The 25,118-nt window shown below is 69.1% G+C and carries 22 protein-coding genes; 6 read left to right on the top strand and 16 right to left on the bottom strand.

Translation table 11 applies throughout. From position 1 onward, the window contains the following. Nucleotides 1-3 precede the first annotated feature (3 nt). From JOE67_RS14510 to JOE67_RS14485, 6 genes are all read right to left on the bottom strand, one after another. A complete protein-coding gene (locus JOE67_RS14510; protein ID WP_204976223.1) occupies nt 4-2,154 on the bottom strand; it encodes a DEAD/DEAH box helicase in 2,151 nt (716 codons plus the stop codon). A gap of 196 nt (nt 2,155-2,350) precedes the next feature. Next, entirely contained in the window at nt 2,351-3,298 is a 948-nt protein-coding gene (locus JOE67_RS14505) for a bifunctional riboflavin kinase/FAD synthetase (RefSeq protein WP_204976222.1), read from the bottom strand. Continuing rightward, nucleotides 3,295-3,687 carry a hypothetical protein gene (locus JOE67_RS14500; protein ID WP_204977139.1) on the bottom strand — a complete coding sequence of 131 codons (393 nt, stop codon included), beginning with the start codon at nt 3,685-3,687 and terminating at the stop codon, nt 3,295-3,297. The genes JOE67_RS14505 and JOE67_RS14500 overlap by 4 nt, the downstream gene beginning before the upstream one ends. Before the next feature lie 71 nt (nt 3,688-3,758). Then, the gene (locus tag JOE67_RS14495; protein WP_204976221.1) at nt 3,759-4,127 is read right to left on the bottom strand and encodes a hypothetical protein; all 369 of its coding nucleotides are present in this window, start codon (nt 4,125-4,127) and stop codon (nt 3,759-3,761) included. Further along, on the bottom strand, nt 4,124-5,017 hold the full coding sequence (truB, locus tag JOE67_RS14490; protein ID WP_204976220.1) for a tRNA pseudouridine(55) synthase TruB: 894 nt from the start codon (nt 5,015-5,017) through the stop codon (nt 4,124-4,126). The genes JOE67_RS14495 and truB overlap by 4 nt, the downstream gene beginning before the upstream one ends. 19 nt (nt 5,018-5,036) lie before the next feature. After that, nucleotides 5,037-5,690, bottom strand: coding sequence for a hypothetical protein (locus JOE67_RS14485; protein WP_204976219.1), 654 nt, complete (start codon nt 5,688-5,690; stop codon nt 5,037-5,039). 55 nt (nt 5,691-5,745) lie between these two features. Between JOE67_RS14485 and JOE67_RS14480 the strand changes: the two genes are divergently transcribed. Beyond that, nucleotides 5,746-6,633, top strand: a complete 888-nt coding sequence (locus JOE67_RS14480; protein ID WP_204977137.1) for an HhH-GPD family protein — start codon at nt 5,746-5,748, stop codon at nt 6,631-6,633. Nucleotides 6,634-6,651: 18 nt separating this feature from the next. Here JOE67_RS14480 and rbfA read toward each other — a convergent pair whose 3' ends face one another. The 5 genes from rbfA to JOE67_RS14455 all read right to left on the bottom strand — a co-directional run bounded on the left by rbfA (nt 6,652) and on the right by JOE67_RS14455 (nt 13,540). After that, nucleotides 6,652-7,080 (bottom strand): 30S ribosome-binding factor RbfA, encoded by a 429-nt coding sequence (rbfA, locus tag JOE67_RS14475; RefSeq protein ID WP_204976218.1) that lies wholly within the window; start codon nt 7,078-7,080, stop codon nt 6,652-6,654. Between the two features lie 63 nt (nt 7,081-7,143). Further along, nucleotides 7,144-9,924: a translation initiation factor IF-2 gene (infB, locus tag JOE67_RS14470; protein ID WP_338041624.1), complete on the bottom strand. Its 2,781-nt coding sequence runs from the start codon at nt 9,922-9,924 to the stop codon at nt 7,144-7,146. Nucleotides 9,925-10,018: 94 nt separating this feature from the next. Then, nucleotides 10,019-10,291: a YlxR family protein gene (locus tag JOE67_RS14465; RefSeq protein WP_204976217.1), complete on the bottom strand. Its 273-nt coding sequence runs from the start codon at nt 10,289-10,291 to the stop codon at nt 10,019-10,021. A gap of 60 nt (nt 10,292-10,351) precedes the next feature. Continuing rightward, nucleotides 10,352-11,335: a transcription termination factor NusA gene (nusA, locus tag JOE67_RS14460; protein WP_204976216.1), complete on the bottom strand. Its 984-nt coding sequence runs from the start codon at nt 11,333-11,335 to the stop codon at nt 10,352-10,354. Between the two features lie 150 nt (nt 11,336-11,485). After that, nucleotides 11,486-13,540, bottom strand: coding sequence for a PhoX family protein (locus tag JOE67_RS14455; RefSeq protein ID WP_204976215.1), 2,055 nt, complete (start codon nt 13,538-13,540; stop codon nt 11,486-11,488). Nucleotides 13,541-13,645: 105 nt separating this feature from the next. Here JOE67_RS14455 and JOE67_RS14450 point away from each other — a divergent pair, with 105 nt between their 5' ends. Further along, nucleotides 13,646-15,001: a flavin monoamine oxidase family protein gene (locus tag JOE67_RS14450; protein WP_204976214.1), complete on the top strand. Its 1,356-nt coding sequence runs from the start codon at nt 13,646-13,648 to the stop codon at nt 14,999-15,001. 5 nt (nt 15,002-15,006) lie between these two features. On the opposite strand, the gene JOE67_RS14445 is transcribed toward JOE67_RS14450, so the two are convergent. The 3 genes from JOE67_RS14445 to JOE67_RS14435 are packed head-to-tail and all read right to left on the bottom strand — an operon-like array spanning nt 15,007 to nt 18,653. Next, nucleotides 15,007-16,041, bottom strand: coding sequence for an LOG family protein (locus tag JOE67_RS14445; protein ID WP_204976213.1), 1,035 nt, complete (start codon nt 16,039-16,041; stop codon nt 15,007-15,009). Nucleotides 16,042-16,085: 44 nt separating this feature from the next. Continuing rightward, nucleotides 16,086-17,840: a proline--tRNA ligase gene (locus JOE67_RS14440; protein WP_204976212.1), complete on the bottom strand. Its 1,755-nt coding sequence runs from the start codon at nt 17,838-17,840 to the stop codon at nt 16,086-16,088. A gap of 42 nt (nt 17,841-17,882) precedes the next feature. Continuing rightward, complete coding sequence (locus JOE67_RS14435; RefSeq protein WP_204976211.1) at nt 17,883-18,653, bottom strand: isocitrate lyase/PEP mutase family protein; 771 nt, start codon at nt 18,651-18,653, stop codon at nt 17,883-17,885. Between the two features lie 78 nt (nt 18,654-18,731). On the opposite strand from JOE67_RS14435, the gene JOE67_RS14430 reads away from it, so the two are divergent. Then, entirely contained in the window at nt 18,732-20,153 is a 1,422-nt protein-coding gene (locus JOE67_RS14430; RefSeq protein ID WP_204976210.1) for an RNB domain-containing ribonuclease, read from the top strand. Between the two features lie 32 nt (nt 20,154-20,185). Further along, the gene (locus tag JOE67_RS15735) at nt 20,186-20,311 is read left to right on the top strand and encodes a hypothetical protein (protein WP_274606827.1); all 126 of its coding nucleotides are present in this window, start codon (nt 20,186-20,188) and stop codon (nt 20,309-20,311) included. A 10-nt stretch (nt 20,312-20,321) separates the two neighbouring features. Here the strand turns inward: JOE67_RS15735 and JOE67_RS14425 are convergent, their stop codons facing one another. Continuing rightward, nucleotides 20,322-21,176 (bottom strand): alanyl-tRNA editing protein, encoded by an 855-nt coding sequence (locus tag JOE67_RS14425; protein ID WP_204976209.1) that lies wholly within the window; start codon nt 21,174-21,176, stop codon nt 20,322-20,324. A gap of 20 nt (nt 21,177-21,196) precedes the next feature. Then, on the bottom strand, nt 21,197-22,327 hold the full coding sequence (gene ispG / locus JOE67_RS14420) for a flavodoxin-dependent (E)-4-hydroxy-3-methylbut-2-enyl-diphosphate synthase (protein WP_204977113.1): 1,131 nt from the start codon (nt 22,325-22,327) through the stop codon (nt 21,197-21,199). A gap of 79 nt (nt 22,328-22,406) precedes the next feature. Between ispG and JOE67_RS14415 the strand changes: the two genes are divergently transcribed. Both JOE67_RS14415 and JOE67_RS14410 read left to right on the top strand, forming a co-directional pair. Next, a complete protein-coding gene (locus JOE67_RS14415; protein WP_204976208.1) occupies nt 22,407-23,033 on the top strand; it encodes a pyroglutamyl-peptidase I in 627 nt (208 codons plus the stop codon). 188 nt (nt 23,034-23,221) lie between these two features. Beyond that, nucleotides 23,222-25,102 (top strand): anthranilate synthase family protein, encoded by a 1,881-nt coding sequence (locus JOE67_RS14410; RefSeq protein ID WP_204976207.1) that lies wholly within the window; start codon nt 23,222-23,224, stop codon nt 25,100-25,102. Nucleotides 25,103-25,118: the final 16 nt, after the last annotated feature.

The following is a 25,118-nucleotide window of genomic DNA, read 5'->3' as shown; positions in this document are numbered from 1 at the left end:
GCGTCACTCGGCGCCGAGAGCCTCCCGCAGCAGGTGCATAAGAGCGGCCAGCTGCACCGACTCGCCGGGTTCGTCCGTCACGGCCTCACCGTCGAGAGCGCGGGCAGCGAGGCCCTGCTTCTGATCGATGAGCTCAGCGATCTTCGTGTCGAGCGTGTGCGCCGCGATGATCCGCCATGCGGTGACGGGCTCGTCCTGGCCGATGCGGTGCACCCGGTCGATCGCCTGCGTCTGCTCGGCTGCCGTCCAGCTCAGCTCGGCGAGCACCACGTTCGAGGCGACCTGCAGATTCACCCCGACGCCGGCGGCCGTGAGCGAGCAGACCGCTACGCCGACCTCCGGGTCGGTGTTGAAGGCATCGATCGCCTGCTGACGCACGGGCGTGGTCTGGTCACCGCGGATGGACACCGACTTGATCCCTGCTGCGGCGAAGTGCGCCTCGGCCTGATCCATCACGTCGACGTGCTTGGCGAAGAACACGACCTTCTCGACCGACCGCTGCAGCTGGGCGGCGTAGTCGGCGGCCAGGAGAGCCTTGGCCTGTCCGATCTTGCGGACCATCGTGAAGACGTTGTCTCCACCGGCCCCTGCGGCCTTCGACTCCTCGAGCTCGTTGTGCGCCACGAGACGCACGATGTCGTCGTCGATCTCCCCCGGTCCCAGCGACTGCCCATGGGTCGCCGTGCGCGCCTCGACAATACGGCGGTACTTGGCCGCCATCCGCTCTCCGAGCTCGCGTTCGGCCGCCCGGATGCCGCGGCCGAACTCGTCGTCCAGCTGCACCGGCAGGTCGGCGATCAGCTTGTCGGGCAGGTCTGCCGCGACATCCTTCTTCTTGCGCCGCACGATGCCCATCGAGATGACCGCGTCGCGCGCCTCGGCGTAGAACGACTTGTCGGCGGGGGTCAGCCCCGTCGCGTCCAGCTTCTCCATCAGCGCCGGCTCGGGCTTCTCGCCGTTGGTCCAGCCGAGGAAGCGCCAGATCGCATCGAAGTCTTCGACGTCGTTGATCAGGGGGGTTCCGGTCAGCGCGAGCATGAGCGGGTTGCGCTCCCGATCGCGGATCCGGCCCGCGAGCGCCAGGACGTTCTGCGAGCGCTGCGACGACAGGTTCTTGATGAAGTGCGCCTCGTCGACGACCATGCCCTTCAGGCCGATCGAGCCCAGCCACGAGAGGTGCCGGTCGAGGATCTCGTAGTTGACGATGAAGACATCGGCGAACGCGTCGATGTCGGCGCCGTCACCCTGGATCACCGCGGCGCGGCGCTGCGGCGTCCAGCGCTCGACCTCGCGCGCCCAGTTCATCTTCACGACGTTGGGCACGACGACGAGCAGCGGGTACGCGTTCGCGACCGACGCGGCGAGCACCGACTGGGCGGTCTTGCCGAGACCGGGCTCGTCTGCGAGCAGGAAGCTGCGGTGTCCGCCGCGAACCGCCTCGACGAAGCGCGACTGGTGAACCATGACCTCTCGCCCCTTCGGCGAGATGTGGTCGTACTCGGGGGTCGGCGGCAGCTCCATGCTGGCCGCTCCCCCGCCTGCGCCGGACTCGACGGCCTTGTAGAGCGGCCCCATCAGCTCCCAGCCATCGAGACGGCGCCGAGGCACCGAGGTCGCGCGGGGCGTGAGGTCGGGCTCGAGGAACGGGGACGCCAGCAGACGCGACTCGACCGAGGGCGGAGTGACCTGCTTCTCGGCGAGGGCCGCCGGCACGACCGGCGTCTGCACGATCGGTGCGATGTCGGTGATCACGAGCTCTTCGGGCGCGAGTTCAGCACCCGACTCGAGCAGCCAGTCACGGCGCATGCGCTTGGCGACCGGGGAGGTCGCCTGATCCGCCTCGAGCAGCTGGATGAGCGAGGTGTCTCGCGCAGCCGTCTTGGCGAGGATGGTGGCCACACCGTCGAGCCGCTTGAGCAGCTCGGCCCGGGCGGCATCGGTCAGCTCGCCGTCGGCCTTCACCCGGGCGCGCTCCTCGCGCACCAGGAACGCGATCACCTGGAACTTGACCCGGTTCGTCGGCCCCAGCTTCGCGCGCTGCGCCTTGGCCTCGATCTCGCGCACCTTGCGGGCGAGGATCGGGATCAGGGGCGCCTCTTCATCTCGACGGGACGTCTTCTTTCGCCGCGGGGCGGCGGTCGCCGTGCTCGGCATGCTCCTCCTGAGCGTGAGTGCCGAAGTGCCGAAGCGGCCTTCGGTTCGTTGCTGTCATCCGCGTGTGGCGTCAGCCAGGACCGTGCGGATATGCGTGCTCGGCTGCGCGCACATGGCGGCTGTCGACGAGCACTGCTTCGAGTTTAGGCCATCCGGCCCGGTAACGCCCGGATGAGACGCGGAGTGCACCGCGAATTCAGCCGAGCGCGAGGCGATCACGAGCTACCGCGACGTCGTCGGCTATCTGCGCGATGAGCGATTCCATGCCGGCGAAAGCGACCATTCCGCGCAGGTGATGGGTGAACTCGACCGTCACCCGGTGGCCGTACAGGTCGAGCCCGGTCGCGTCGAGCACGTGCGCCTCGACCTGTCGCCGGTCGACGTCATCGAAGGTGGGGTTCGTTCCCACCGAGATGGCCGCGGGGTGCCGGATGCCCGTGTCGTGGTCGACGAGCCAGCCGGCGTAGACCCCGTCTCCGGGCGCGAGGGCGTCGATGACCTCCGAGAGGTTGGCGGTCGGGAATCCGAGCTCGCGGCCGCGCTTGAGCCCGTGCACCACTTCGCCGGCGACGCTGACGGGACGCCCGAGGACGGCGGCGGCCTGATCCACGTCTCCTGCGGCGAGCAGCTCGCGTACCCAGGTCGAGGACACTCGTCGCCCTCCGCCTTCGGGGGTGACGTCATCCACGACATCGACCGTGAAGTCGTGCTGCGGTCCGAGCTTCTGAAGCAGCTCCGGGTCACCGGCGCCCCCGCGCCCGAAGCGGAAGTCACGGCCGACGAGGATCGTGGTCGCGTGCAGCGCGTCGACGAGGATGTCGCGGACGAAGTCCTCGGCGGGCAGCGATGCAAGAGCGCGGTCGAAAGTCAGCACCAGCGTGGCATCGAGGTCGAGCTCGCCGAGCAGCTCGATCTTGCGCTCGGTCGCAACGACGTTCTCGGGGCACAGCTCGGGTCGAAGCACCTCGAGCGGGTTGCGGTCGAAGGTGACCGCAACGGTGCGCGCACCCACGGCCCGGGCGTCTTCACGCATGCGATCGATCACGGCGCGGTGTCCGACGTGCACTCCGTCGAACTTGCCGATGGCGACGACCGACCGGCCGAAATCGGCGGGCACCTCGGACGGGTCCCGGAAGACGATCATGCCGTTTCCCCTTCGGGGCGGTGCGTGCGCAGCCACCACAGCCCGAAGACCGGCAGCACGAGCGGCACGAAGAGATACCCCATCCCGAAATACGACCACACGCTGTCATGCCCGAACAGCGCCGGCGCGAGCAGGCTGAGCGCCCCGACCACCACCACGCCGGTCAGCTCGAAGACGATCGCCACCCAGGCCACCGTGTACCAGCCGCGCCGGTGCGCGAGCACGAGGGCGAGCGTCGCGAGGATGTACACGACAGCGGCCAGCGCCGAGAGGCTGTACGCGAGAGGTGCCTCGTCGAAGCGGCGGACGATCTGGACGAAGCTGCGGCCGGTGGCAGCAAGCGCCATCACGGCGTAGACGATGACGAGGACTCGACCGATGCCCGTCATCCGGGTGCGCGAAACGGTGTGGGACATTGCGTCGTCCATCTTACGCGCGACGACACGGTCGGCCGGCGGCCTCACGCGACCTGCAGCGTCCAGATGGCCTGCATGCGCCACAGCATGATCGCCAGCGACAGTCCGATCACGCCCAGGATGACCGTGCTCCACCTCGTGCGATCCAGCAGCGCCCAGGCTGTGCCGCCGATGGGCAGCAGCACGGCCGAGACCAGGTACACCCAGAACTCGAGCAGATCGCCGGTGGGCGGGTTGCCGGCGAGCGGGGCGATGATCGCCACGACCACCTGGGCGATGAGCAGCAGCTCGACCAGCAGCAGGCTGCCGACGGTCCAGTCGCTCGGCCGCCGGCCCGCGAGGCCGGCGACCACGCAGAAGAGTCCTGCCGCGCACGCCACGGCGATCTGAGTGATCGTGAACCACAGGATCATCGCTGCGCCTCCGGCATGTTCATTGCGCTCTTGATGTCTCTGCCTCGCGCCTCCACGACGCCGACCAGCACGCCGTCGGGGTCGATCGCCGCGACTTCGGATGCCTCCAGGCGGTCCGCCTGCCCGCTCAGACGCTTGCCGTGCCGGAGGTCGCGGGCCTCGTCCGCCGTGACGTCGAGCACGGGCATGGTTCGGGCGGCTGCGGCGGCGGGAGTGAGCATCGGAGCTCCGTCGAGCTGATCGAGGGTCACGGCGCCGCCTATGTCGAATCCGCCCACACGGGTACGCCGCAGCGCGGTCAGGTGACCGCCGACGCCGAGTGCCGCGCCGAGGTCACGGGCGAGGGCGCGGATGTAGGTTCCCGACGAGCAGTCGACCACGACGTCGAGGTCGATGACGTCCTGGTCGCGTCGGGTCTCGAGCACGTCGAAGCGCGAGACGGTCACCTGTCTGGCGGCGAGCTCGACCTCCTCACCGGCGCGCACCCGGTCGTAGGCGCGTCGGCCGTCCACCTTGATGGCCGACACTGAGCTGGGCACCTGCGAGATCGCACCGGTGAGCGCGACGATACCCGCGCCGATGCGGTCATCGGTCGCCGCCTCGAGGGCTGCCGGCTGAGCCGTCTCGATGGTCTCGCCCTCGGCATCGTCGGTCGTGGTGCCGGCACCGAGGCGGATCGTCGCGGTGTAGGTCTTGTCGGCGCCGACGATGTACGTCAGCAACCGGGTCGCGCCTTCGATGCCGATCACCAGGAGGCCCGTCGCCATCGGGTCGAGAGTGCCCGCGTGCCCTACTCTGCGCGTGCCGAAGGCGCGTCTAGTGCGGGCGACGATGTCGTGGCTGGTCAGCCCGCCGGGCTTGTCGACGAGCAGGATGCCGGGTGAGACCATCCCTCCAGCGTAGAGCGTGTCACCCGCAGACCTCGTACGGCGGTTCGTCCAGAACGGTGAGCGTTATGGCGCTCACCGCGTCGCGGTCCTCGGCGAAGGTGAAGAACAGCGAGCCTGCGCCGGCACCGTCCACTCGCAGCATCTTCGCTTCGCCGATGGTCGAGGTCTGCTCCTCGGCATCCGGATGCGCGGCCAGCACCTCTGCGCGAGTCGATCCGAAGCCGAGGACGTCTGACGTGCGAGGGCCGTCCGATGGCGCGAGCGGCACGAGGGCCGCGACGTCGATAGTGGTGACCTCGCCGTCCTGCTCCGCGCTGTCGTGCACGAAGTACGCCGTCAGCGAGTGGTCGGGCGCGTTCCAGAAAGCGGCCCAGGAGCAGGTCTCGTCGACCGTCCAGGTCGGCACCGCCTCTCGCGCCTGCGAGAAGGGCTCTCCGAGCTGCACCGGCCCGATCGAGCTCTCCGTGACGATCCAGGATGCGGGATCGTTCAGGTCGAGCGTGGGCTCATCCGAAGGCGACGTGGACGGCGACGGCGACGCGCTCGATGTCACCGGCGGGTCGGTCGGGGTTGCGGACCCGGCCGGGTCTGACGTGGACGCACAGCCGCCGAGCGCGGTCGTCATCACCACCGCTCCCAGAAGCAGGATGTTGCGCGTCGTCGTGCTGGTCATGTGCTCACCCTCCGTAACAGCCGAATAGGCTGGCGTGGTGCCGACGCCCCCGCCGATGTCCCCCGCAGCAGAGTGGCGTCGAACCCTGGTGGAATGGTACGCCGGGTCAGCGCGCGATCTTCCCTGGCGACGCGCCGAGTTCTCCGTCCGCTATGGCGCCTGGGGAACCCTGGTCAGCGAGTTCATGCTGCAGCAGACGCCCGTGAACAGGGTCATCCCCCACCTCGAGGCCTGGCTGCACCGATGGCCGACACCGGCGGCCATGGCTCGGGCGACACCGGCAGAAGTGGTGCACCAGTGGGCGAACCTCGGCTACCCGAGACGCGCGCTGTGGCTGCATCGCGCGGCGATCGAGATCGTCGAGCGGCACGGCGGGATCGTCCCGCGGGATGTGCCTGCGCTCCTCGCCCTCTCGGGTATCGGCGAGTACACCGCGCGCGCCGTCGCTGTCTTTCACTACGGCGACAGGCACCCCGTCGTCGACACGAACACCCGCCGTGTGATCGCCCGTGCGGTCGACGGCCGCTCGCAGCCGGGCCCGCCCGCCAAGCACGACCTGACCCGCATGAGCGAGCTGTTACCGGATCCCGTGGCGGAATCAGCGGTCTTCAACGCCGCGATGATGGAACTCGGCGCGGTCATCTGCACGGCGCGCACGCCGCGGTGCGACGCCTGTCCTCTCGCTTCCGCTTGCGCCTGGTTGGCCGCCGGCCGACCCGACACAGGCGACACACGTCGCCGGCAGGCACGCTTCGAAGGCTCCGATCGACAGGCGCGGGGCGCTGTGCTGCGCAGCCTGCGCGAGGCGCCCGGTCACACGATCCCGGCTGCCGAGGTCGTCGCCGACTGGCCGGATGCCGCACAGCGCGATCGGGCGATCGACTCGCTCATCGTCGACGGCCTCATCGAGGCGGCTGGGGGCGTGCTGCTGCTCCCCCGCTGAGCGCGGGAGCAGATCGGGTCAGTCCTCGTCCTCGTCGTCGCGACGGTAGGGATCGGCTTCGCCCGCGTGCGTGGCCGAAGAGGCCAGCTTGGCGACCTCGGCGTCACGTTCCCGCGCCTCGCGGAGCAGGTCGGCGATGTGTCCTGCGCTCTCGGGCAGGGCGTCGGGGATGAACTCGAGGGTCGGCACCAGCCGCACGTTGAGCTGACGACCGACTTCCTTGCGCAGCAGCCCGGTCGCGGAGGTGAGCGCTGCGCCGCTGGCGACGCGCTCCTCATCGGTGCCGAGCACGGTGTAGAAGACGGTGGCGTGCTGCAGATCGCCCGAGACGCGCACCTCCGTGATGGTCACGAACCCGAGACGAGGGTCGCGCAGACCCTTCTCGAGACGTTCGGCGAGGATGACGCGGATGCGGTCCGCGAGTCGTGCCTGTCGTTCTCCAGCCATGTTCTCTTCCTTCTGGGGACAGATGAGGGGCGCCCGCGGGCGCCCCTCACCGTATCGCTGTGATCAGCCGCGAGGCTTCTCGACGAGCTCGGTCGTCTCGATCTCGTCGCCGATCTGGATGTCGTTGTACTTACCGAGGCCGATACCGGCTTCGTAGTCGGTGCGCACCTCGGTGACGTCGTCCTTGAAGCGGCGCAGCGACTCGATGGCCAAGCCATCGGCGATGACCACGCCGTCGCGGATGACGCGTGCCTTGGCGTTGCGCGTGATCGTTCCCGAGCGGACGATGACACCGGCGATGTTGCCGAACTTCGAAGAGCGGAACACCTCGCGGATCTCTGCCACGCCCGACTGGACCTCTTCGAACTCGGGCTTGAGAAGGCCCTTGAGCGAGTTCTCGATCTCGTCGATCGCCGAGTAGATGACCGAGTAGAACCGCACGTCGACGCCTTCGCGGGCAGCCGCCTCGCGCGCCTTCGTGTCGGGACGGACGTTGAAGCCCACGATGATCGCGTTGTCGATCGTCGCCAGGTTCACATCCGACTCGGTGATCGCACCGACACCGCGGTGGATGATGCGCAGCTGCACCGAGTCATCGACCTCGATCTTGAGCAGCGACTCCTCGAGCGCCTCGACGGCACCCGACACGTCACCCTTGATGATGAGGTTGAGCGTCTCGACCTTGCCCTCTTCGAGAGCGCGGGTGAAGTCCTCGAGCGAGATGCGCTTGCGGGCCTTGGCCAGCAGGGCGTTGCGCTCGACGGCCTCGCGCTTCTCGGCGATCTGGCGAGCCATGCGGTCCTCGTCGGTGACGATGAACACGTCACCGGCGCGCGGCACCGAGTTCAGACCCTGCACCTGCACCGGACGCGAGGGCGCTGCCTCGGCGACGGCTTCACCGTTCTCGTCGAGCATGGCGCGGACGCGGCCGTACGCAGTGCCGGCGACGATCGCGTCACCGACGCGCAGCGTTCCCGACTGGATCAGCACGGTGGCGACCGAACCGCGGCCCTTGTCGAGCTTCGCCTCGATGGCGACGCCACGGGCTGCCTTGTTCGGGTTGGCCGTGAGGTCGAGACCTGCGTCTGCCGTCAGGAGGACGGCGTCGACGAGCTCCTGGATGCCGGTGCCGTTGCGGGCCGACACGTCGACGAACATGACGTCTCCGCCATACTCCTCGGCGACCAGACCGTACTCGGTCAGCTGCTGACGGACCTTGGCCGGATTGGCCTCGGGCTTGTCGACCTTGTTGACCGCGACGACGATCGGCACACCGGCCGCCTGCGCGTGGTTCAGCGCCTCCACCGTCTGCGGCATGATGCCGTCGTCGGCGGCGACCACCAGGATCGCGATGTCGGTGACCTGCGCACCGCGAGCACGCATGGCGGTGAACGCCTCGTGGCCCGGGGTGTCGATGAACGTCACCGCACGGTCGATACCGTCGTGCTCGGTCCAGATCTGGTACGCACCGATGTGCTGGGTGATGCCGCCGGCCTCACCCTCGATGACGTTCGACTGACGGATCGCATCGAGCAGGCGCGTCTTACCGTGGTCGACGTGGCCCATGACGGTGACGACGGGCGGGCGGATCTCGAGATCCTCGTCGCTCTCAGCCTCGAGCTCGGCCTCGAGGTCGAGACCGAAGCCCTCGAGGAGCTCCTTGTCCTCGTCCTCGGGCGAGACCATCTGGATCTTGTAGCCGAGCTCGGCACCGAGCACCTCGAAGGTCGCCTCGTCGAGCGACTCGGTGGCCGTGGCCATCTCGCCGAGGTTGAAGAGGATCGTGACCAGGGTGCCGGGCTGCACGGTGTAGCCGTTCAGGGCCTCGAGCTTGTCGGCGAAGTCGGCGATTGAGGCACCACGACGCAGACGGATGATCTCGCCATTGCCCTTGGAGACGTTGACGCCGCCGACGACCGGCGCCGACCGCATCTCGAACTCTTGACGCTTCGCCCGACGCGACTTGCGCTGCTTGCTCTTGCCGCCGCCCTTGCCGAACGCGCCGGCGGTACCACCGCCGGGACCGCGGCCGCGACCGCCGCCACCACCGGGACGACCGGCGAAGCCACCACCAGGACGCTGGAAGCCACCACCGGCACCGGCACCTGCACCTGCACCACCGGGACGGCCGGGGCCGCCGGGACGCTGCTGGAAGGGTGCACCGGGACGACCGCCCTGGCCGCCTCGTGCTCCGGCGCCGCCGGGGCGACCGGGGCGCGGAGCGCCGACGCGGGGCGAACCGGGACGGGGAGCCTGCGGACGCGGGATGTTGCCCGGCGTCGGACGCTGCCCCATGCCCTGCGCCGAGGCGAAGGGGTTGTTGCCAGGACGTGGGCCTGCGGGACGCTGTCCCATGCCCTGCGCGGAAGAGAACGGGTTGTTGCCGGGACGCGGAGCGCCGGGCTTCGGGGCACCGCCGGGCTTCGGGGTGCTCTCAGCCGGTGCGCTGCCGCCGGGCTTGGGAGCCGCGGGCTTTGCGGGGCCGGGAGTGGGCGCGCCGGACTTCGGCGCGGACTCGGCGGGAGCCGCAGGCGCAGCAGAGGCCTCCGCGGCCGCAGGCGCCTCGGCGGGAGCCGCCTTCTTGACCGGGCCGGGCTTCGGGCCAGGCGTCGGGGCCTTGGACGAGGCGGCGGGCTTGGATGCCGGCTTCGCCTCGGTCTTCTCAGCCGGCTTCGCGTTCGGGTCGGCCTCGATCGCGGCGCGCAGCTTGCGCGCCACCGGGGGCTCCACCGTCGAAGACGGGCTCTTCACGAACTCGCCGAGCTCCTTGAGCTTCGCGAGCGCGAACTTGCTGTCGACGCCGAGTTCAGCGGCGATCTCGTGCACACGTGGTTTGGCAGCCACAATTCTCCTGTCTGGGTCGGTCCGCCCAGGCAGGGCAGACCACTAGTCGCGGACGGGTCTCATTTCGAGCCGTTCACTTTGTTTCCATAGCCGTTCAGCCTTTGTTCCGGTGGAAGTGCCGTTGGATGGTCTGCGCGTCCTCCGCATCGGGAAAACCGATGGACGGCGGCACGCGGAGTGCTCGTGCGAAGGCCCGTCGCCGCAGGGCGGTGTCGAGGCACTCGGGCGAGGGATGCAGCCACGCGCCCCTCCCTGGCAGAGCTGCCCGCTCGTCGATGACGAGCCGGTCGTTCTGCACGACCACCCTGATCAGGGCGGTTCGAGAGGCACGACCGCGGCAACCTACGCACGTTCGTACAGGGTCCATCTTACACCTCGCCACGCAGACCGATGCCCGCCGCACCGCGGGCGGACAGGCCGCGGTGCGTCACTCCATCACGCTGTCGGGCTGGATGTCGATCTTCGCGCCGGTGAGCTTCGCGGCCAGACGGGCGTTCTGCCCCTCCTTGCCGATCGCGAGCGACAGCTGATAGTCGGGCACCAGCGCGCGGACGGCCTTCGTGTTCGCGTCCAGCACGAACGCAGAGGTGACCTTGGCCGGAGAGAGAGCGTGCGCGACGAAGGTCGCGAGGTCGGGGTGGTGATCGACGATGTCGATCTTCTCCCCCGCGAGTTCCTCGGTCACTGCGCGGACGCGACGGCCCATCTCACCGATGCACGACCCCTTCGCGTTGACCGACGGATCGTTGGCCTTGACGGCGATCTTCGTGCGGTGCCCTGCCTCGCGCGCGAGTGAGACGATCTCGACGAGACCGCCCGCGATCTCGGGCACCTCGAGCGCGAACAGCTTGCGGACGAGACCGGGGTGGGTGCGCGAGACGGTGATCTGCGGGCCCTTGGCGCCCTTGGCGACGCTGGTGACGTAGACGCGAAGCCGGCGACCGTGGGCGTACTCCTCGCCGGGCACCTGCTCCTCGGGCGGAAGGATCGCCTCAACGGTGCCGAGGTCGACGTGGATCATGCGGGGGTTGGGACCCTGCTGGATGACGCCGGCGACGATGTCGCCCTCCTTGCCGCGGAATTCTCCGAGCACGGCGTCGTCCGCGATGTCGCGCAGACGCTGGCTGATGACCTGCTTGGCTGCGTAGGCGGCGATGCGGCCGAAGTCCTCGGGAGTCGCCTCCTCCTCGCCGATGACCGCGCCGTCCTCGTCGGTGACAGGCTGCAGCACGGCGACGTGACCGGTCTTGCGATCGAGTTCGACGCGCACGCCGGCGGGAACCGCACCGTCTTCAGACACGTGCTTGCCGTATGCGGTGAGGATCGCCTGCTCGATGATCGACACGAGCTCGTCGAAGGGGATCGCCTTCTCCTTCTCGATTCCGCGCAGCAGTCCGAGTTCGATGTCCATCAGCGGTCTCCTCTATTCAGCTCTCTCCGCGGAAGAGTGCTCCGCGGGCATCAGACCAGAATAGCCGAAACCTCGAGATGACGCGCTACTCGGGGGCGAGCACGAGACCCGGCCCGGCGCTCTCGCCCGGGCCGGGTCTCGTTGGCGGAATCAGATCCGGTGCACCTGCACGACCGACGGTCGCGGTGCGTCGGCGACGTCGCCAGGAGCGCTCGATCCGTAGTCGGGGAACAGCGAGCGCGGCTGCTCGAAGCTGCCGTCCTCGCCCGGGTGCTGCACCGCGACGAACACGAGGCCCTCCTGGTCGTGGATGACCGGCCCGCAGGTCTCGGCGTCGCGGGGAACCGACAGGAACTGCTGCACGTGTCCGCGCTCGGAGCCGGTCAGCGGCACCTTGAAGAGTCCGTCGCCATAGCCGATCGTGCTCGGCGCGCCGTCGGTCGAGATCCACAGGTCGCCCTTCGAATCGAACGCGACGTTGTCCGGGCACGAGATCGGCGAGACCAGCTCCTTCGGGAATCCCGCGAAGTAGGCGTTCTCGAACGTGCTCGGGTCGCCGCAGAGCAGCAGCACGCTCCACCCGAACCGGCGGCCGGCCTGACCCTCGGTCTCGGTGAGCTCGAGCACGTGTCCGTACCGATTGCCCGTCACGGGGTTCGCCTCGTCGACGGCGGTGCGGCGGGAGTTGTTGGTGAGGGCGACGTACACCTTGCCGGTGACGGGGTTCGGCTCGACGTCCTCGGGCCGGTCCATCTTCGTCGCACCGACCGCGTCGGCGGCGAGACGCGTGTAGACCAGAACCTCTTCGGTGGTGAACCCCGGGACGACACTCTCGCCACGCTGCGTCAGGGGGAGCCACTCGCCCGACCCGTCGAACGCACCGTCTGCCGGCAGTGAGCCGGTGCCCGTGATCTCCGCCGCCGGGGAGTTGCCGCGGAACTTGGCGACGTACAGGTCGCCCTCGCTGAGCAGAGTGAGGTTCTTCTTGCGCGAGCCCGAGATGCGGTTCTTCGACACGAACTTGTAGAGGTAGTCGTTGCGCTCGTCATCGCCCATGTAGGCGACAACACGGCCGTCCTCCGCGACGTGCACGTTGGCGCCCTCGTGCTTGAACCGGCCCATGGCGGTGTGCTTGCGCGGAGTCGACGTCGGATCCTGGGGGTCGACCTCGACGATGTATCCGAAGCGGTTGGGTTCGTTGACGTATTCGGGCGAGTGCGCGTCGAAGCGCGGGTCGTAGGCCTCCCACCCCGTCGAGGTGCTGGTCGTGGCTGAGCTGCTGTACCGCTTCTGCTGAGGTGTGTCGGCAGCCCAGGCGAAGTAGCCGTTGAAGTTCTCCTCGCCGGAGAGGATGGTCCCCCACGGCGTGGTGCCGCCCGCGCAGTTTCCGAGGGTGCCGTGCACCCAGCGACCCTCCGGATCCGCCGCGGTCTTGACCAGGTCCGATCCTGCTGCAGGACCCGTGAGCTCGAAGACCGTCTCGACCGTGAGCCGTCGGTTGCGACGGCCGTCGACGACGTACTCCCAGGGCTCGCCGACCTTGCGGCGGCGGATCTCGACGACCGACATGCCCTGCGCGGCCTTGTAGATGTCACCCCTGCGGCGCAGCTCCGCTGCATCGGTCGTCGCCGGGAACATGAGGTTCGGGTTGACGTACTCGTGGTTGTTGACGAGCACTCCGGTCTTGCCGCTCGGATCCGCGACGATGTCGAGGTAGTCGCTGTTGTAGCCGAACTGCTCCGCCTGAGCTTTCGGCGTCTGATTCCGGATGTCGAATGCGGGCGTGCGAGAGAAGAGCGGGTCGCCCCAGCGGATGATGGGCTTCCACGTGTAACCGGAGGGCACCGTGAAGGCGTCGACGTCCGCAGGCACAGGCGGGATGGCATTGAACGCGAGTCCGGCGCGGCCGGGGCGGGCGAACGCCGCACCGGCACCGGTCGGTCCGGCCGCCGTCGGCGAGGAGACTGGGGTGGTCCGCCCGACGCCCACCGCGACGGCGACCGCCGCGGCGGCACCGAGGCCGAACAGCGCACGGCGTGAGAAGACGGCCGAAGCGATGGAGCGGAAGTCCTCGTTGGCCGAGGTGTTGCACTCGGCCCCGAGGCAGGCGTTGGCGCACTTGAGCTGACAGGTGACCGCCGAGCGCTTGCCGCGCACATGGTCGGCCATCGGCAGGCTGCGTCGGGTGGGTTCGGTCAGGGACATCTGTCCTCCTCGTCGGTGCGGATCGGTGCCAGGATGCCGGGACCTGTTGACGAGCAGGTGAACGCAGCTTTAATGATCCGCGCACCTGATGCGCATACTGGGTGCATGGAGCGATTCGACACTGTTGTCGTCGGTGCGGGGATGGCGGGCGTGACCTGCGCGCGAATGCTGGCGGATGCCGGCCGGAGGGTCGTGGTGCTGGAGGCCCGTGATCGAATCGGTGGCCGCATGTCGACCGACCGCAGCGCAGGGTTTCCCGTCGACCTCGGGGCGTCATGGGTCCACGGCATCCGGGGTTCGGAGCTGTGGGAGCTGGTGCGGGCGCTCGCGATCCCGACGATCGAGTTCACGGTCGGCAGCTTCCAGGTCGGGGGGCGGCCGATGGAGCACTTCGACGGCTCGGGTGCACGGATGGACGCGGCCGCGGAGGCACGGTGGGTCTCCGATGTGGAGACCGTGGACCGCTCGTTGAGCGCCCTCATCGCCTGCTCCTCTCCCGGCGAGAGCTATCTCGACGTCACGGAGAGAGCGCTGGATGCCTCCGGGCTGAGCCCCGAGCGGATCGACGAGATCCGGGAGTTCTTCCGCCACCGGGTGGAGGAGCAGTGCGGCGCGTGGATCGGCGACCTCGACGCGCACGGCCTGGACGAGGATGCCATCGACGGGGACGAGGTGATCTTTCCGCGGGGCTATGACGAACTGCCTCGGCGGATCGCCACTGGCCTGGATGTGCGGCTCGAACAGGTGGTCGATGGCATTCGCCGCGTCGGCGACGGCTGGCTCGTGAGCACGGGCGATGGCTCGTTCGAGGGCGCGGACGTCGTCGTCACGGTTCCGCTCGGGGTCCTGCAGGCGGGAGCCATCGCCTTCGATCCTCCGCTGCCCGACCGGGCGTCCGAGAGCATCTCGAAGCTCGGGATGGGCGTGTTCAACAAAGTGTTCGTGCAGTTCGCCGAGCGATTCTGGAACGAGGGCTCATACGTGATCCGCGCTCTGGGCGAGTCTGGTGAACGGTGGCACTCCTGGTACGACGTGTCCGCGGTCAGCGGTATCCCGACTCTGCTCACTTTCGCCGCCGGTCCGCTGGGGCGTCACCTTCAGACCCTCCCGGATGCCGAGATCGTGGCCGACTCCGTGAACGCGCTCCGCGCACTGTACGGTGATGCGATCGGACAGCCCACGAGATCGTGGGTGACGCGATGGGGCGACGACCCGTACTCCCGTGGTTCGTACTCCCACCTGCCGATCGGCGCCTCGCATCACGATCATGACGCGCTCGCGGGACCGTTCGCAGACGGGCTGCGCTTCGCGGGCGAGGCGACATGGGGCGAGGAACCCGCGACGGTCGGCGCCGCCTACGCCTCCGGCCGCCGCTCTGCCGAGAGCGTCCTCGGGCATCCCGTCGATCGAGCGGCTTTCGCCGCCGCGATCCTCGACAGGGAGCGATCCGCCGACCGCTGATGCGGTCAGCCCGCCGAGGGCAGCTCGTTGATCGCGCGGATCAGCGCATACAGACCGCCCACGCTGCGCTGCTCGAGGTGAAGCGCCAGACGGGGCAGGTCCACGACGTCGCCCGCCGTTCGCTCGACATCGAGCGGCTCGGTGCGCTCGATGCGGCCGGACGCGCACATATGTCCGAAGCGCTCGTTCAGGCTCTCGACCTCGGCATCCGTCGGCGTGTGCACCAGCCGCAGCACCAGTCGATCTCCCACCCATCGCAGGGAGTCGTAGTTGCGCCAGAATCCGGTGACGCTCGCCGCTGCCTCCTCGACGGAATCGGTGATCAGCACGCGATCGAGATCGTGCGGCGAGATCACGCCGGCGGGCGCGAGGTGCTCGTCGACGAAGCGCTTGAGGCCGCCCCAGAAGGTGCCGTTCGGGGCATCCAGCAGCACGATCGGCATCGGCTCGGCCTTGCCGGTCTGCTGCAGGGTGAGCAGCTCGAACATCTCGTCCATCGTGCCGAACCCGCCCGGAAGGCAGATGAACCCGCGCGATTCCTTGATGAGCATGAGCTTGCGGGTGAAGAAGTACTTCATCGACACCACCTGGGTGCTCTCCGCGACGATCGTGTTCGCGCGCTCCTCGAACGGCAGGCGGATCGAGACGCCGAGTGACATCTTCGACCCGGCGCCCTCGGCGGCGGCCTGCATGATCCCTGGCCCCGCGCCAGTGACGACCATCCAGCCGTCGTCTGCGAGCGCAGACGCGACATCTCGGGCCTGCAGGTAGAGCGGGTCGTCCTCAGCGGTCCGTGCTGAGCCGAACACGGTGACCTTGGGCACGTGGTGGAACGGCTGGAACAGCCGGAACGCCAGGTGCATCTCCTGCAGGGCGGCCGAGGCGATCTTCAGATCGAGACGGTCGGTGTTCTCCATCCCCAGCGACAACGAGGTCTGCAGCAGCCTGGCCACGAGACCGCGCTCGGCGCGGATGCCAGCCTTGTCGAGAAGCGCGGTGAGCTCGTGGCGCAGGTCGTCGTTCAGCGTGGCGTCCGTCATGCTTCCACCCTGGCACAGGGTGGAAGCATGGGCCGCAGGCGCGGTCAGCGGGTCAGTCGTGCGACGGCCTCGGCCGCCGAGAGCGCCTCTCGCTCACCGGATGCGCGGTCCCACAGTTCGACCTGGCCGTCGGCCGCTCCACGGCCGACGATCACGATCTTCGGGACTCCGACGAGCTCGGCGTCACCGAACTTCACGCCGGGCGACACCTTCTTTCGATCGTCGTAGAGCACCTCGAGGCGGGCCGCCTCGAGCTGGTTCGAGATGTCCTCCGCGACGTCGAAGGCGATCTGGTCGCGACCTGCGGCGACGACCTGGACGTCGAAGGGAGCGACGGATGCCGGCCAGATCAGACCCTTGTCGTCGTTGTTCAGCTCGGCGATGATCGCGAGGATGCGCGTGACTCCGATGCCGTAGGAGCCCATGGTGACCGTGACGAGCTTGCCGTTCTGGTCGAGCACCTTCAGACCGAGAGCCTCGGCGTACTTGCGTCCGAGCTGGAAGACATGGCCGATCTCCATGCCGCGAGCCAGTGAGACGGGGCCTGAGCCGTCCGGCGCCGGGTCGCCCTCGCGGACGTTCGCGATCTCCACCGCTCCGTCGGCGATGAAGTCCCGCCCCGCGACGACGGTGTGCGCGTGCTTCTGGTCGATGTTGGCGCCGGTGATCCACCGGGTGCCATCGGCGACGCGCGGGTCGACCAGATACCGGATGCCGGTCGCCGACTCCTCGCCGAGCACCGCGCCGGTCTCGGACCACGGGCCGATGTATCCGCACACGAGCAGCGGGTTGCGCTCGAAGTCCGCGTCGGTTGCCGCTTCGACCTCGGCGGGCGCGAAGGCGACCTCGGCGCGCTTCATGTCGACCTCGCGATCGCCCGGGATGCCCACGATCACCAGCTCGCGAGAGCCGTCGAGGTGCGACAGAGCGAGGACCACGTTCTTGAGCGTGTCGGCAGCGGTGTACTCGCCGTCGAGCACGGCGTTCGCGTGAGCCACGAGCGTGTCGATGGTCGGGGTGTCGGGCGAGTCGAAGATCGTCGCCGGCCCCACACCGTCCCAGCCGACAGCATCCGGAGCGGTGGTGGTGTAGGCCTCGACGTTCGCCGCATACCCTCCTTCGCTGCGCACGAAGGTGTCCTCGCCGACAGGAGTCGGGTGCAGGAACTCCTCGCTGCGCGAGCCACCCATCGCACCGGCGTCGGCCTGAACGATGGCGTACTCGAGGCCGAGTCGCTGGAAGATGCGCTCGTACGCATCGCGCTGCGCCATGTAGCTGGCGTCGAGCCCCTCGTCCGACGCATCGAACGAGTACGCGTCCTTCATCGTGAACTCGCGTCCGCGCAGGAGACCGGCGCGGGGCCGCGCCTCGTCGCGGTACTTGTCCTGGATCTGGAAGATCGTCAGCGGGAGGTCCTTGTACGAGGAGTACAGATCCTTCACCAGCTGGGTGAACGCCTCCTCATGCGTGGGAGCGAGGAGGTAATCGCCACCCTTGCGATCCTTCAGACGGAACAGCAGATCGCCGTACTCGTCCCAGCGGCCGGTCGCCTCGTACGCCTCACGCGGCATGAGCGCAGGGAAGTGCACCTCCTGTGCTCCGGCCGCAGCCATCTCCTCGCGCACGATGGCCTCGATCTTCGCCTTGACGCGCAGACCCAGCGGCAGCCAGGCGAAGATGCCCGCCGCCTGCGGACGGATGTACCCGGCTCTGATCAGCAGCTTGTGGCTGGCGACCTCGGCGCCGGCCGGGTCGTCGCGGAGCGTGCGGAGGAAGAAGTTCGACAGACGCGTGATCACGGGCCAAGTCTAGTGACCCGTGATCACCCGTTCCGTCGTGGGTCAGTTCAGCGCGCGGGTGCCCTCAGGGATGACGCCGTTCGCGTACAGGTCGGTGGCGAGGTCCTGCAGGGCGGTGAGCGCCACGCGCTGCGTGAGCGGGCCGTATGAGATGCGCGATGCTCCCAGCGCCTCGTATTCCGCAGCCGTGAGCGCACCAGGGAGGCCGATGACACTGACTTTGTTGTGCCCGATCCCCTCGACGAGCATGCGGGTGGCGTCCGCATCCAGGACGCCAGGCACGAACACTGCGGTCGCGCCGGCGTCGAGGAACGCGCGGCCGCGCTCGACGGCGTCCGCGAGCTTGTCGGCGAGCGCCTTGTCGCCACCGCGCACGATCGCGTCGGTACGGGCGTTGAGCGCGAAGGGCACGCCCTCGGCTTCGGCCGCCTTCACGATGGCCTCCACCTTCGCGAGCGACTCCGCGAAGGGCGCGAGGCGGTCTTCGATGTTCGCGCCGACGACCCCGGCGCCGATCGCCAGGCGAGTGGTCTCCCCTGCGTCACCGTAGCCGTCGTCGAGGTCGGCCGTGACCGGCAGGTCGACGGCGGCGGCGATGCGGCCGACGAAATCGATCATGATGTCGCGCGGGATCTGGCCGTCGGCATAGCCGAAGGTCGCAGCGATCGAGTGGCCGGCGGTGGCGAGAGCCTTCGTCTCGGGCAGGGCGGCGACGGCCTTCGCCGAGACGACGTCCCAGACGTTGACGACGCGCAGGATCTCCGGCGCTTCGTAGAGGTCGATGAGGGTGCGGGCCTTGTCAGCGTTCGTCATGTCTTCACGCTACTGGGCGTGGGCGAGCGGAGGGCCGCTGTTACCCGAGGTTGCGGGGGCCGTGCGTAGGGTGGGTGCATGCCTCAGCGTCGATCACATGTCTCCTCTTCCGCCGAGCAGAGCGAGCTCGCCGAAGCGCTCGCAGCGCTTCGGGCCGGCATCGAGGCGCCGGTCGAGTTCCCGCCCGAGGCGATCGCCGAAGCCGAGGCGGCGAGCGCCCCCACGCCCGACCTCGACCTGCGAGACGTGCCCTTCGTGACGCTCGATCCGCTGGGCTCGAAAGACCTCGATCAGGCATTCCAGCTGGAGCGCGCGGGTTCGGGATATCAGGTGCGATATGCGATCGCCGATGTGCCGGGCTACGTCGAGCCGGGAGGTGCGCTCGATGCGCAGGCTCGTCTGCGCGGTCAGACCCTGTATCTGGCCGACGGGAACATCCCGCTGCATCCGCGGGTGCTGTCAGAGGATCGCGCGTCGCTGTTGGCGGGTGTCGAGCGCCCCGCACTCGTCTGGACCTTCGCGCTCGACGCTGAGGGGGCGAAGACCGGGTTCCGGCTGGAGCGCGCGCTCATCCGCTCGCGCGATCAGCTCGACTACGCCTCAGCACAGGCAGCCATCGACCGCGGCGACGACGACCACCTCTCGCTGCTGCGGGAGATCGGCGAGCTGCGACGAGTACAGGAGGCCCAGCGAGGGGGCGCGAGTCTCAACCTCCCTGATGAGGAGGTCGTGGTGCGTGAGGACGGGCGCTACGACATAGAGCGCCGCCGCCCCCTGCCGATCGAGGACTGGAACGCGCAGCTGTCGCTGATGACAGGCATGGCTGCCGCCGAGCTGATGATCGACGCGAAGGTCGGCGTGCTGCGCACCATGCCGCAGCCGGACGAGCGCGCCTTCGACAGATTCCGACGGCAGACCGAGGCTCTCGGCCGCCCATGGACCGCGGGTCGGTATGGCGACTATCTGCGTGCACTCGACACCGCCGACCCTGTGGCGCTGCCGGTGCTCGAAGCGGCTGCAGCCCTGTTCCGCGGTGCGGGCTACATCACCTTCGACGGGCAGCTCCCCGAAGGCGACCTCACGCAGGCCGCGATCGGGGCCCCTTACGCCCACACGACCGCTCCCCTGCGTCGCCTGGTCGACCGCTGGTCGCTGGCCATCTGCCTCGCCGTGTCTCGCGGTGAGGCAGCGCCCGCGTGGGCTCGGGAGTCGCTGCCCCTGCTGCCCGGCCTGATGCAGGACTCCGCGCAGCGGGCATCGCGACTGGACGCCGAGACGATCAACCGCGTCGAGGCGGCTCTGCTGCAGCCGCTGGTGGGCCGGACCATCGATGCCACCGTCATCGAGCTGCGCGGCGAGGACCGTGCCTCGGTGCAGATCGCCGAACCCGCGGTGACGGCGACGGCGCCCGTCACCGTCGGCATCCAGCCTGGCGCGACCGTGAAGCTGCGGGTCGCCGCGGTCGACGTCTCCGAGGGCACCGTCGAATTCGTCGTGTGATGGAAGCGGTGCCCGAGGGAGCGGGCACCCGAGTGAGCAGATCCGCCGCCCCCGTCTCGCAGGAGGTGGCGCGCGCCGCTCGGGCGCTCACATCGGCAGCTCGCCGTGAGGGGCTCACCACAGAGGATGCGGTGCGCATCGTCCGCGCCATGTGGTGATCAGCGGCGATCAGGCCGCGACAGCGGTGGTCGTCATGACGAGCAGCTGCGGGTCGCCGAGATCGAGTGACACGGTGATCGACTCGAACTCCGCGAGCGAGCGCACGTGAGTGCCGCCGCAGAGGAAGCCGACCTCCCCCTCGGGCAGAGCGCAGCGCCACGTGCGGCGGTCGATGATGCTCGGCCCGTCGACGTCGATGCGGCTCTGCCCGCCCGATGCGACCCAGCCCGCGAGCAGCTCGTTGATCCGCTGCTCGCGCTCGGCGAGCGAAGACGCGAAGCCCTCGGAGTCGAAGCCGGCCTTGCGCAGGCTCTTGCCGAGCCGGTACTCGTCGACGCTGCCGTCCGCGTGGATGCGGCTCGACTGGTTCGCCTTGCCCTCGAAGTCCGGATTGCCCAGCGGGTCTGCGCCGATCTCCTTGCGCCAGAGGTCGGCCAGCGCGGTGTCGAGCGCGAGGGATGCCAGGTGGCACGCGGTGTGCCCGCGGCTCAGCGACGCCCGGCGATCGGCATCCACCTCCAGCGCGACCCGCGCCCCGACCGCGACAGCGGCGGGGATGGCGCCGTCGGTCCGATGGCCGACCATCCAGGTCCAGCCTTCGCCGCCGCGCTTGACCGGGATATCGGATCCGACGGCGAGCGCACCCTCGTCGCTGATCGCCGCCATCACCGCTTCGGTCACGCGCACCTGCACGTCGCCGGCTGTGATCACGCCGGCGTCGCCAGGCTGGTCGGGCCAGGTGTGATCGACGGGGTGGAACGGCGTCGCGTCGACGATCACGACGGACGCGGCCTGATCTACGAGCAGCACCTCGCCCTCGCCGGTGAGAGCGCCATCAGGAAAGGAGACGAGCGTCGACTGCATGTGTTCTTCCTGTCGGGGCGTCAGCCGGTGACGACCTGTGCGGTGCCGAGCGGGGCGTCGGCGCCCATCTCGGCCGCGATGCGATTGGCCTCTTCGATGAGGGTGGCGACGATGTCCGCCTCGGGCACGGTCTTGATGACCTCGCCCTTCACGAAGATCTGGCCCTTGCCGTTGCCCGACGCGACGCCGAGGTCGGCCTCGCGGGCCTCGCCCGGGCCGTTCACGACGCAGCCCATCACGGCGACGCGCAGCGGGACAGTCATGTCCTTCAGGCCCTCGGTGACATCTTCGGCGAGCGTGTACACATCGACCTGAGCGCGACCGCACGACGGGCACGAGACGATCTCGAGCTTGCGCTCACGGAGGTTGAGCGACTGCAGGATCTGGTGGCCGACCTTCACCTCTTCGGCGGGCGGAGCCGACAGCGATACGCGGATCGTGTCGCCGATGCCCTCGCCGAGCAGGATGCCGAAGGCGGTGGCGCTCTTGATGGTGCCCTGGAATGCGGGGCCGGCCTCGGTCACGCCGAGGTGCAGGGGCCAGTCGCCGCGCTCGGCGAGCTGGCGGTACGCCTTCACCATCACGACGGGATCGTTGTGCTTGACCGAGATCTTGAAGTCGTGGAAGTCGTGCTCCTCGAACAGCGACGCCTCCCAGACCGCGCTCTCGACGAGCGCCTCGGGCGTGGCCTTGCCGTACTTCTCGAGCAGGCGACGATCCAGCGAGCCGGCGTTCACGCCGATGCGCAGCGAGACTCCGGCGGCCTTCGCAGCCTGCGCGATCGCACCCACCTGGTCGTCGAACTTGCGGATGTTGCCCGGGTTGACGCGCACGGCCGCGCAACCCGCGTCGATGGCCTGGAAGACGTACTTCGGCTGGAAGTGGATGTCGGCGATCACGGGGATCTGACTCTTCTTCGCGATGATGTGCAGCACATCCGCGTCGTCCTGAGATGGAACGGCGACGCGCACGATCTCGCATCCGGAGGCCGTCAGCTCGGCGATCTGCTGCAGCGTGCCGTTGATGTCGGTGGTCTTCGTGGTGGTCATCGACTGCACGCTGACAGGAGCGTCGCCACCGACGAGCACCTTGCCGACCCGGATCTGACGGGACTTGCGACGCGGGGCGAGGACTTCGGGGACGCGCGGCATCCCAAGATTCACTGCAGGCACGACTCCAGGCTACCGTCGCCGGATCGGGGTCGGCTGGATGTCCGTAGGCTCGTGTTCCATGCGCACCATCCTGCTCACGGGGTTCGAAGCCTTCGGCGGCGACAGCCGGAACCCGTCGGCCGATGCGGTCGCGGCGGTCGCCGCGTCGTACGACGGCCCCGACCGGCTGATCACCGCGACTCTGCCGGTGTCGTACGAGGGCTCGGCACTGCGGCTGCGCTCGCTGATCGCCGACCACGACCCCGACGCGGTGATCGCGACAGGTCTCGCCGGCGGCAGCGACCGGGTCGCCGTCGAGCGGGTGGGTATCAATCTGATGGATGCCAGGATCGCCGACAACGATGGGGCGAGGCCGATCGACCAGCCCTGCGAACCCGACGGACCGGCGGCGCGTTTCGCGACGGCGCCCGTCAAGCATGTGGTCGCGTCGCTCGAAGAGGAGGGGATACCTGCCCGTGCCTCTCTGTCTGCCGGAGCATATGTGTGCAATCACGTGCTCTACACGGCCCTGGGGGCGGTGCCGGCGACGGTGCCGACCGGATTCGTGCACCTGCCCTGGTCGACGTCGACGGCACCGGCTGGTGCACCGAGTCTGCCCGACGACGTGATCGCGCGCGCTGTGCGGCGCTGCGTAGACCTGGTCTTCGAGCCCGAGCGCCCCGTGCCAGGCGGTGCCGTCTGGTGACGGAGCGTCGCTCCCCTGCGTCACACGCACCGGCCGGCGAAGCACGATGTGCTACTTTTCACGGTATGTCCGCGACCCGTTCCTGGTGGCCCGCCTTCTAGGCGGTGATTCGCGTACCCACGAGATCAGACCGCCTCCCGGGGCGGTCTTTTTTTGTCCGCACCGGATCCCCGACCGAGGAGACACCGATGACCGCACTTCCGCTCGCCCGTCTGGCAGAGCTCGCCGCAGACCACGAGGCATCCTTCGTGCTCATCGCGCGCGACGGGAGCGTCGATCTGCTCACCGGCGATGTCCTAGACGTCGACAGTCTCGCCGACATCCCGCTGAGCGACGGGGTGGAGGCACGCGAAGTCTTCGCGATGGTGCCCTATCGCCAGGTTCGCGAGCGCGGATTCGACGCCGACGACGACGGCACCCCGCTGCGATGCATCGTGGTCTCCGAGCACGAGCAGCTGAACCGCGCCGACCTGATCGCGGCGCTCCCGGATGCGCAGATCACGCTGGCCGACGGCGGGTTCGACATCTCCGATGCCGACTACGCCGAGATCGTCCGACGGGTCATCGCCGACGAGATCGGCCACGGCGAGGGCGCGAACTTCGTCATCCGCCGCGACTACCGCGCCGCGTTCGACGCCGACGACCGCACCGCCGCGCTCACCTGGTTCCGCGCCCTGCTCGAGCACGAGCGCGGCGCGTACTGGACCTTCGCCGTCATCACCCCCGGACAGATCGCCGTCGGGGCGAGCCCCGAGGCACACGTCGTCGCGCGCGACGGCGTCGTCACCATGAATCCCATCTCCGGGACCTTCCGTCACCCCGCAGGCGGGTCGACACGCGAGTCGCTGACCGAATTCCTCTCGTCGACGAAGGAGACAGAGGAGCTGTTCATGGTCGTCGATGAAGAACTCAAAATGATGAGCCAGGTCTGCTCAGACGGCGGCCGCATCACCGGCCCGCATCTGAAGGAGATGTCGCGGCTGACTCACACCGAGTACATGCTGCGGGGGCGCAGCCGCCTCGACCCGCGCGACATCCTGCGCGAGACGATGTTCGCCCCCACCGTCACGGGCTCTCCCATGCAGAACGCATGCGCAGTGATCCGCCGGCACGAGCAGTCGCCTCGCGGCTACTACTCCGGCGTCGCCGCGCTGTTCACTCCGAATGCGGAGGGCGGGCACGATCTCGACGCCCCCATCCTGATCCGCACCGTGTACCTCGACGGCGGCCGTCTGCGGGTGCCGGTCGGCGCCACGCTGGTGCGCCACTCCGATCCGCAGGGCGAGGTGAACGAGACCCACGGGAAGGCCGCGGGCGTCCTGGGGGCGATCGGCGCCATCGAGCGCGACCGCTCCGCGGAGGCGCGCGACGACGACGCCCCGGCAGACGCGAGCCTGGCCGACGATCCCGAGATCGCCGCGCTGCTGGCATCCCGCAACACCCGACTCGCCGACTTCTGGGTGCAGCCGCAGGACGCCCATCCCGGGGGTCGGTTCTCGGGTCGGAACGCACTGGTCGTAGATGCCGAAGACCGCTTCACGACGATGCTCGCCCATCAGCTGCGTCACCTCGGGCTGGACGTCGAGATCGCGACCTGGGATGCCGTGACCGACGCCGCGATCGATGCTGCGGACCTGGTCGTCGCAGGCCCAGGTCCCGGCGATCCCCGTGACGCCGCCTCTGAGCGCATCGCGCGGATGCAGCATGTGGTCGCGCGGCGATGCGACGCCGGTGCCCCGCTGCTGGCCGTGTGCCTCAGTCACCAGATCCTCGCGGATCGCCTCGGCATCTCCCTCGTTCCGCTCGACGTCCCGCACCAGGGCGTGCAGAAGACGGTGCCGGTGTTCGGCAAGGACGCGTCGGTCGGGTTCTACAACACGTTCACCGCTCGCGTCGCCCCCGGGACGACCCGGGTGCGGGATGCCGAGGTGTCCGCGGATGCGGACAGCGGCGACGTCTACGCGCTTCGCGGCGAGCGCTTCGCCTCGGTGCAGGGCCATCTGGAGTCGATCCTGTCGCGCGACGGGCTCGAGACCCTCGAGCGCCTCACGGCGCACGCCCTCGTCTGATCCCGGGCGGCGGAGG

The sequence above is a fragment of the Microbacterium esteraromaticum genome (genome assembly GCF_016907315.1).
GTDB lineage: Bacteria > Actinomycetota > Actinomycetes > Actinomycetales > Microbacteriaceae > Microbacterium > Microbacterium esteraromaticum.
The sequence above is the reverse complement of the archived record's forward strand: the minus strand, read 5'-3'. Positions and strand labels throughout refer to the sequence as shown.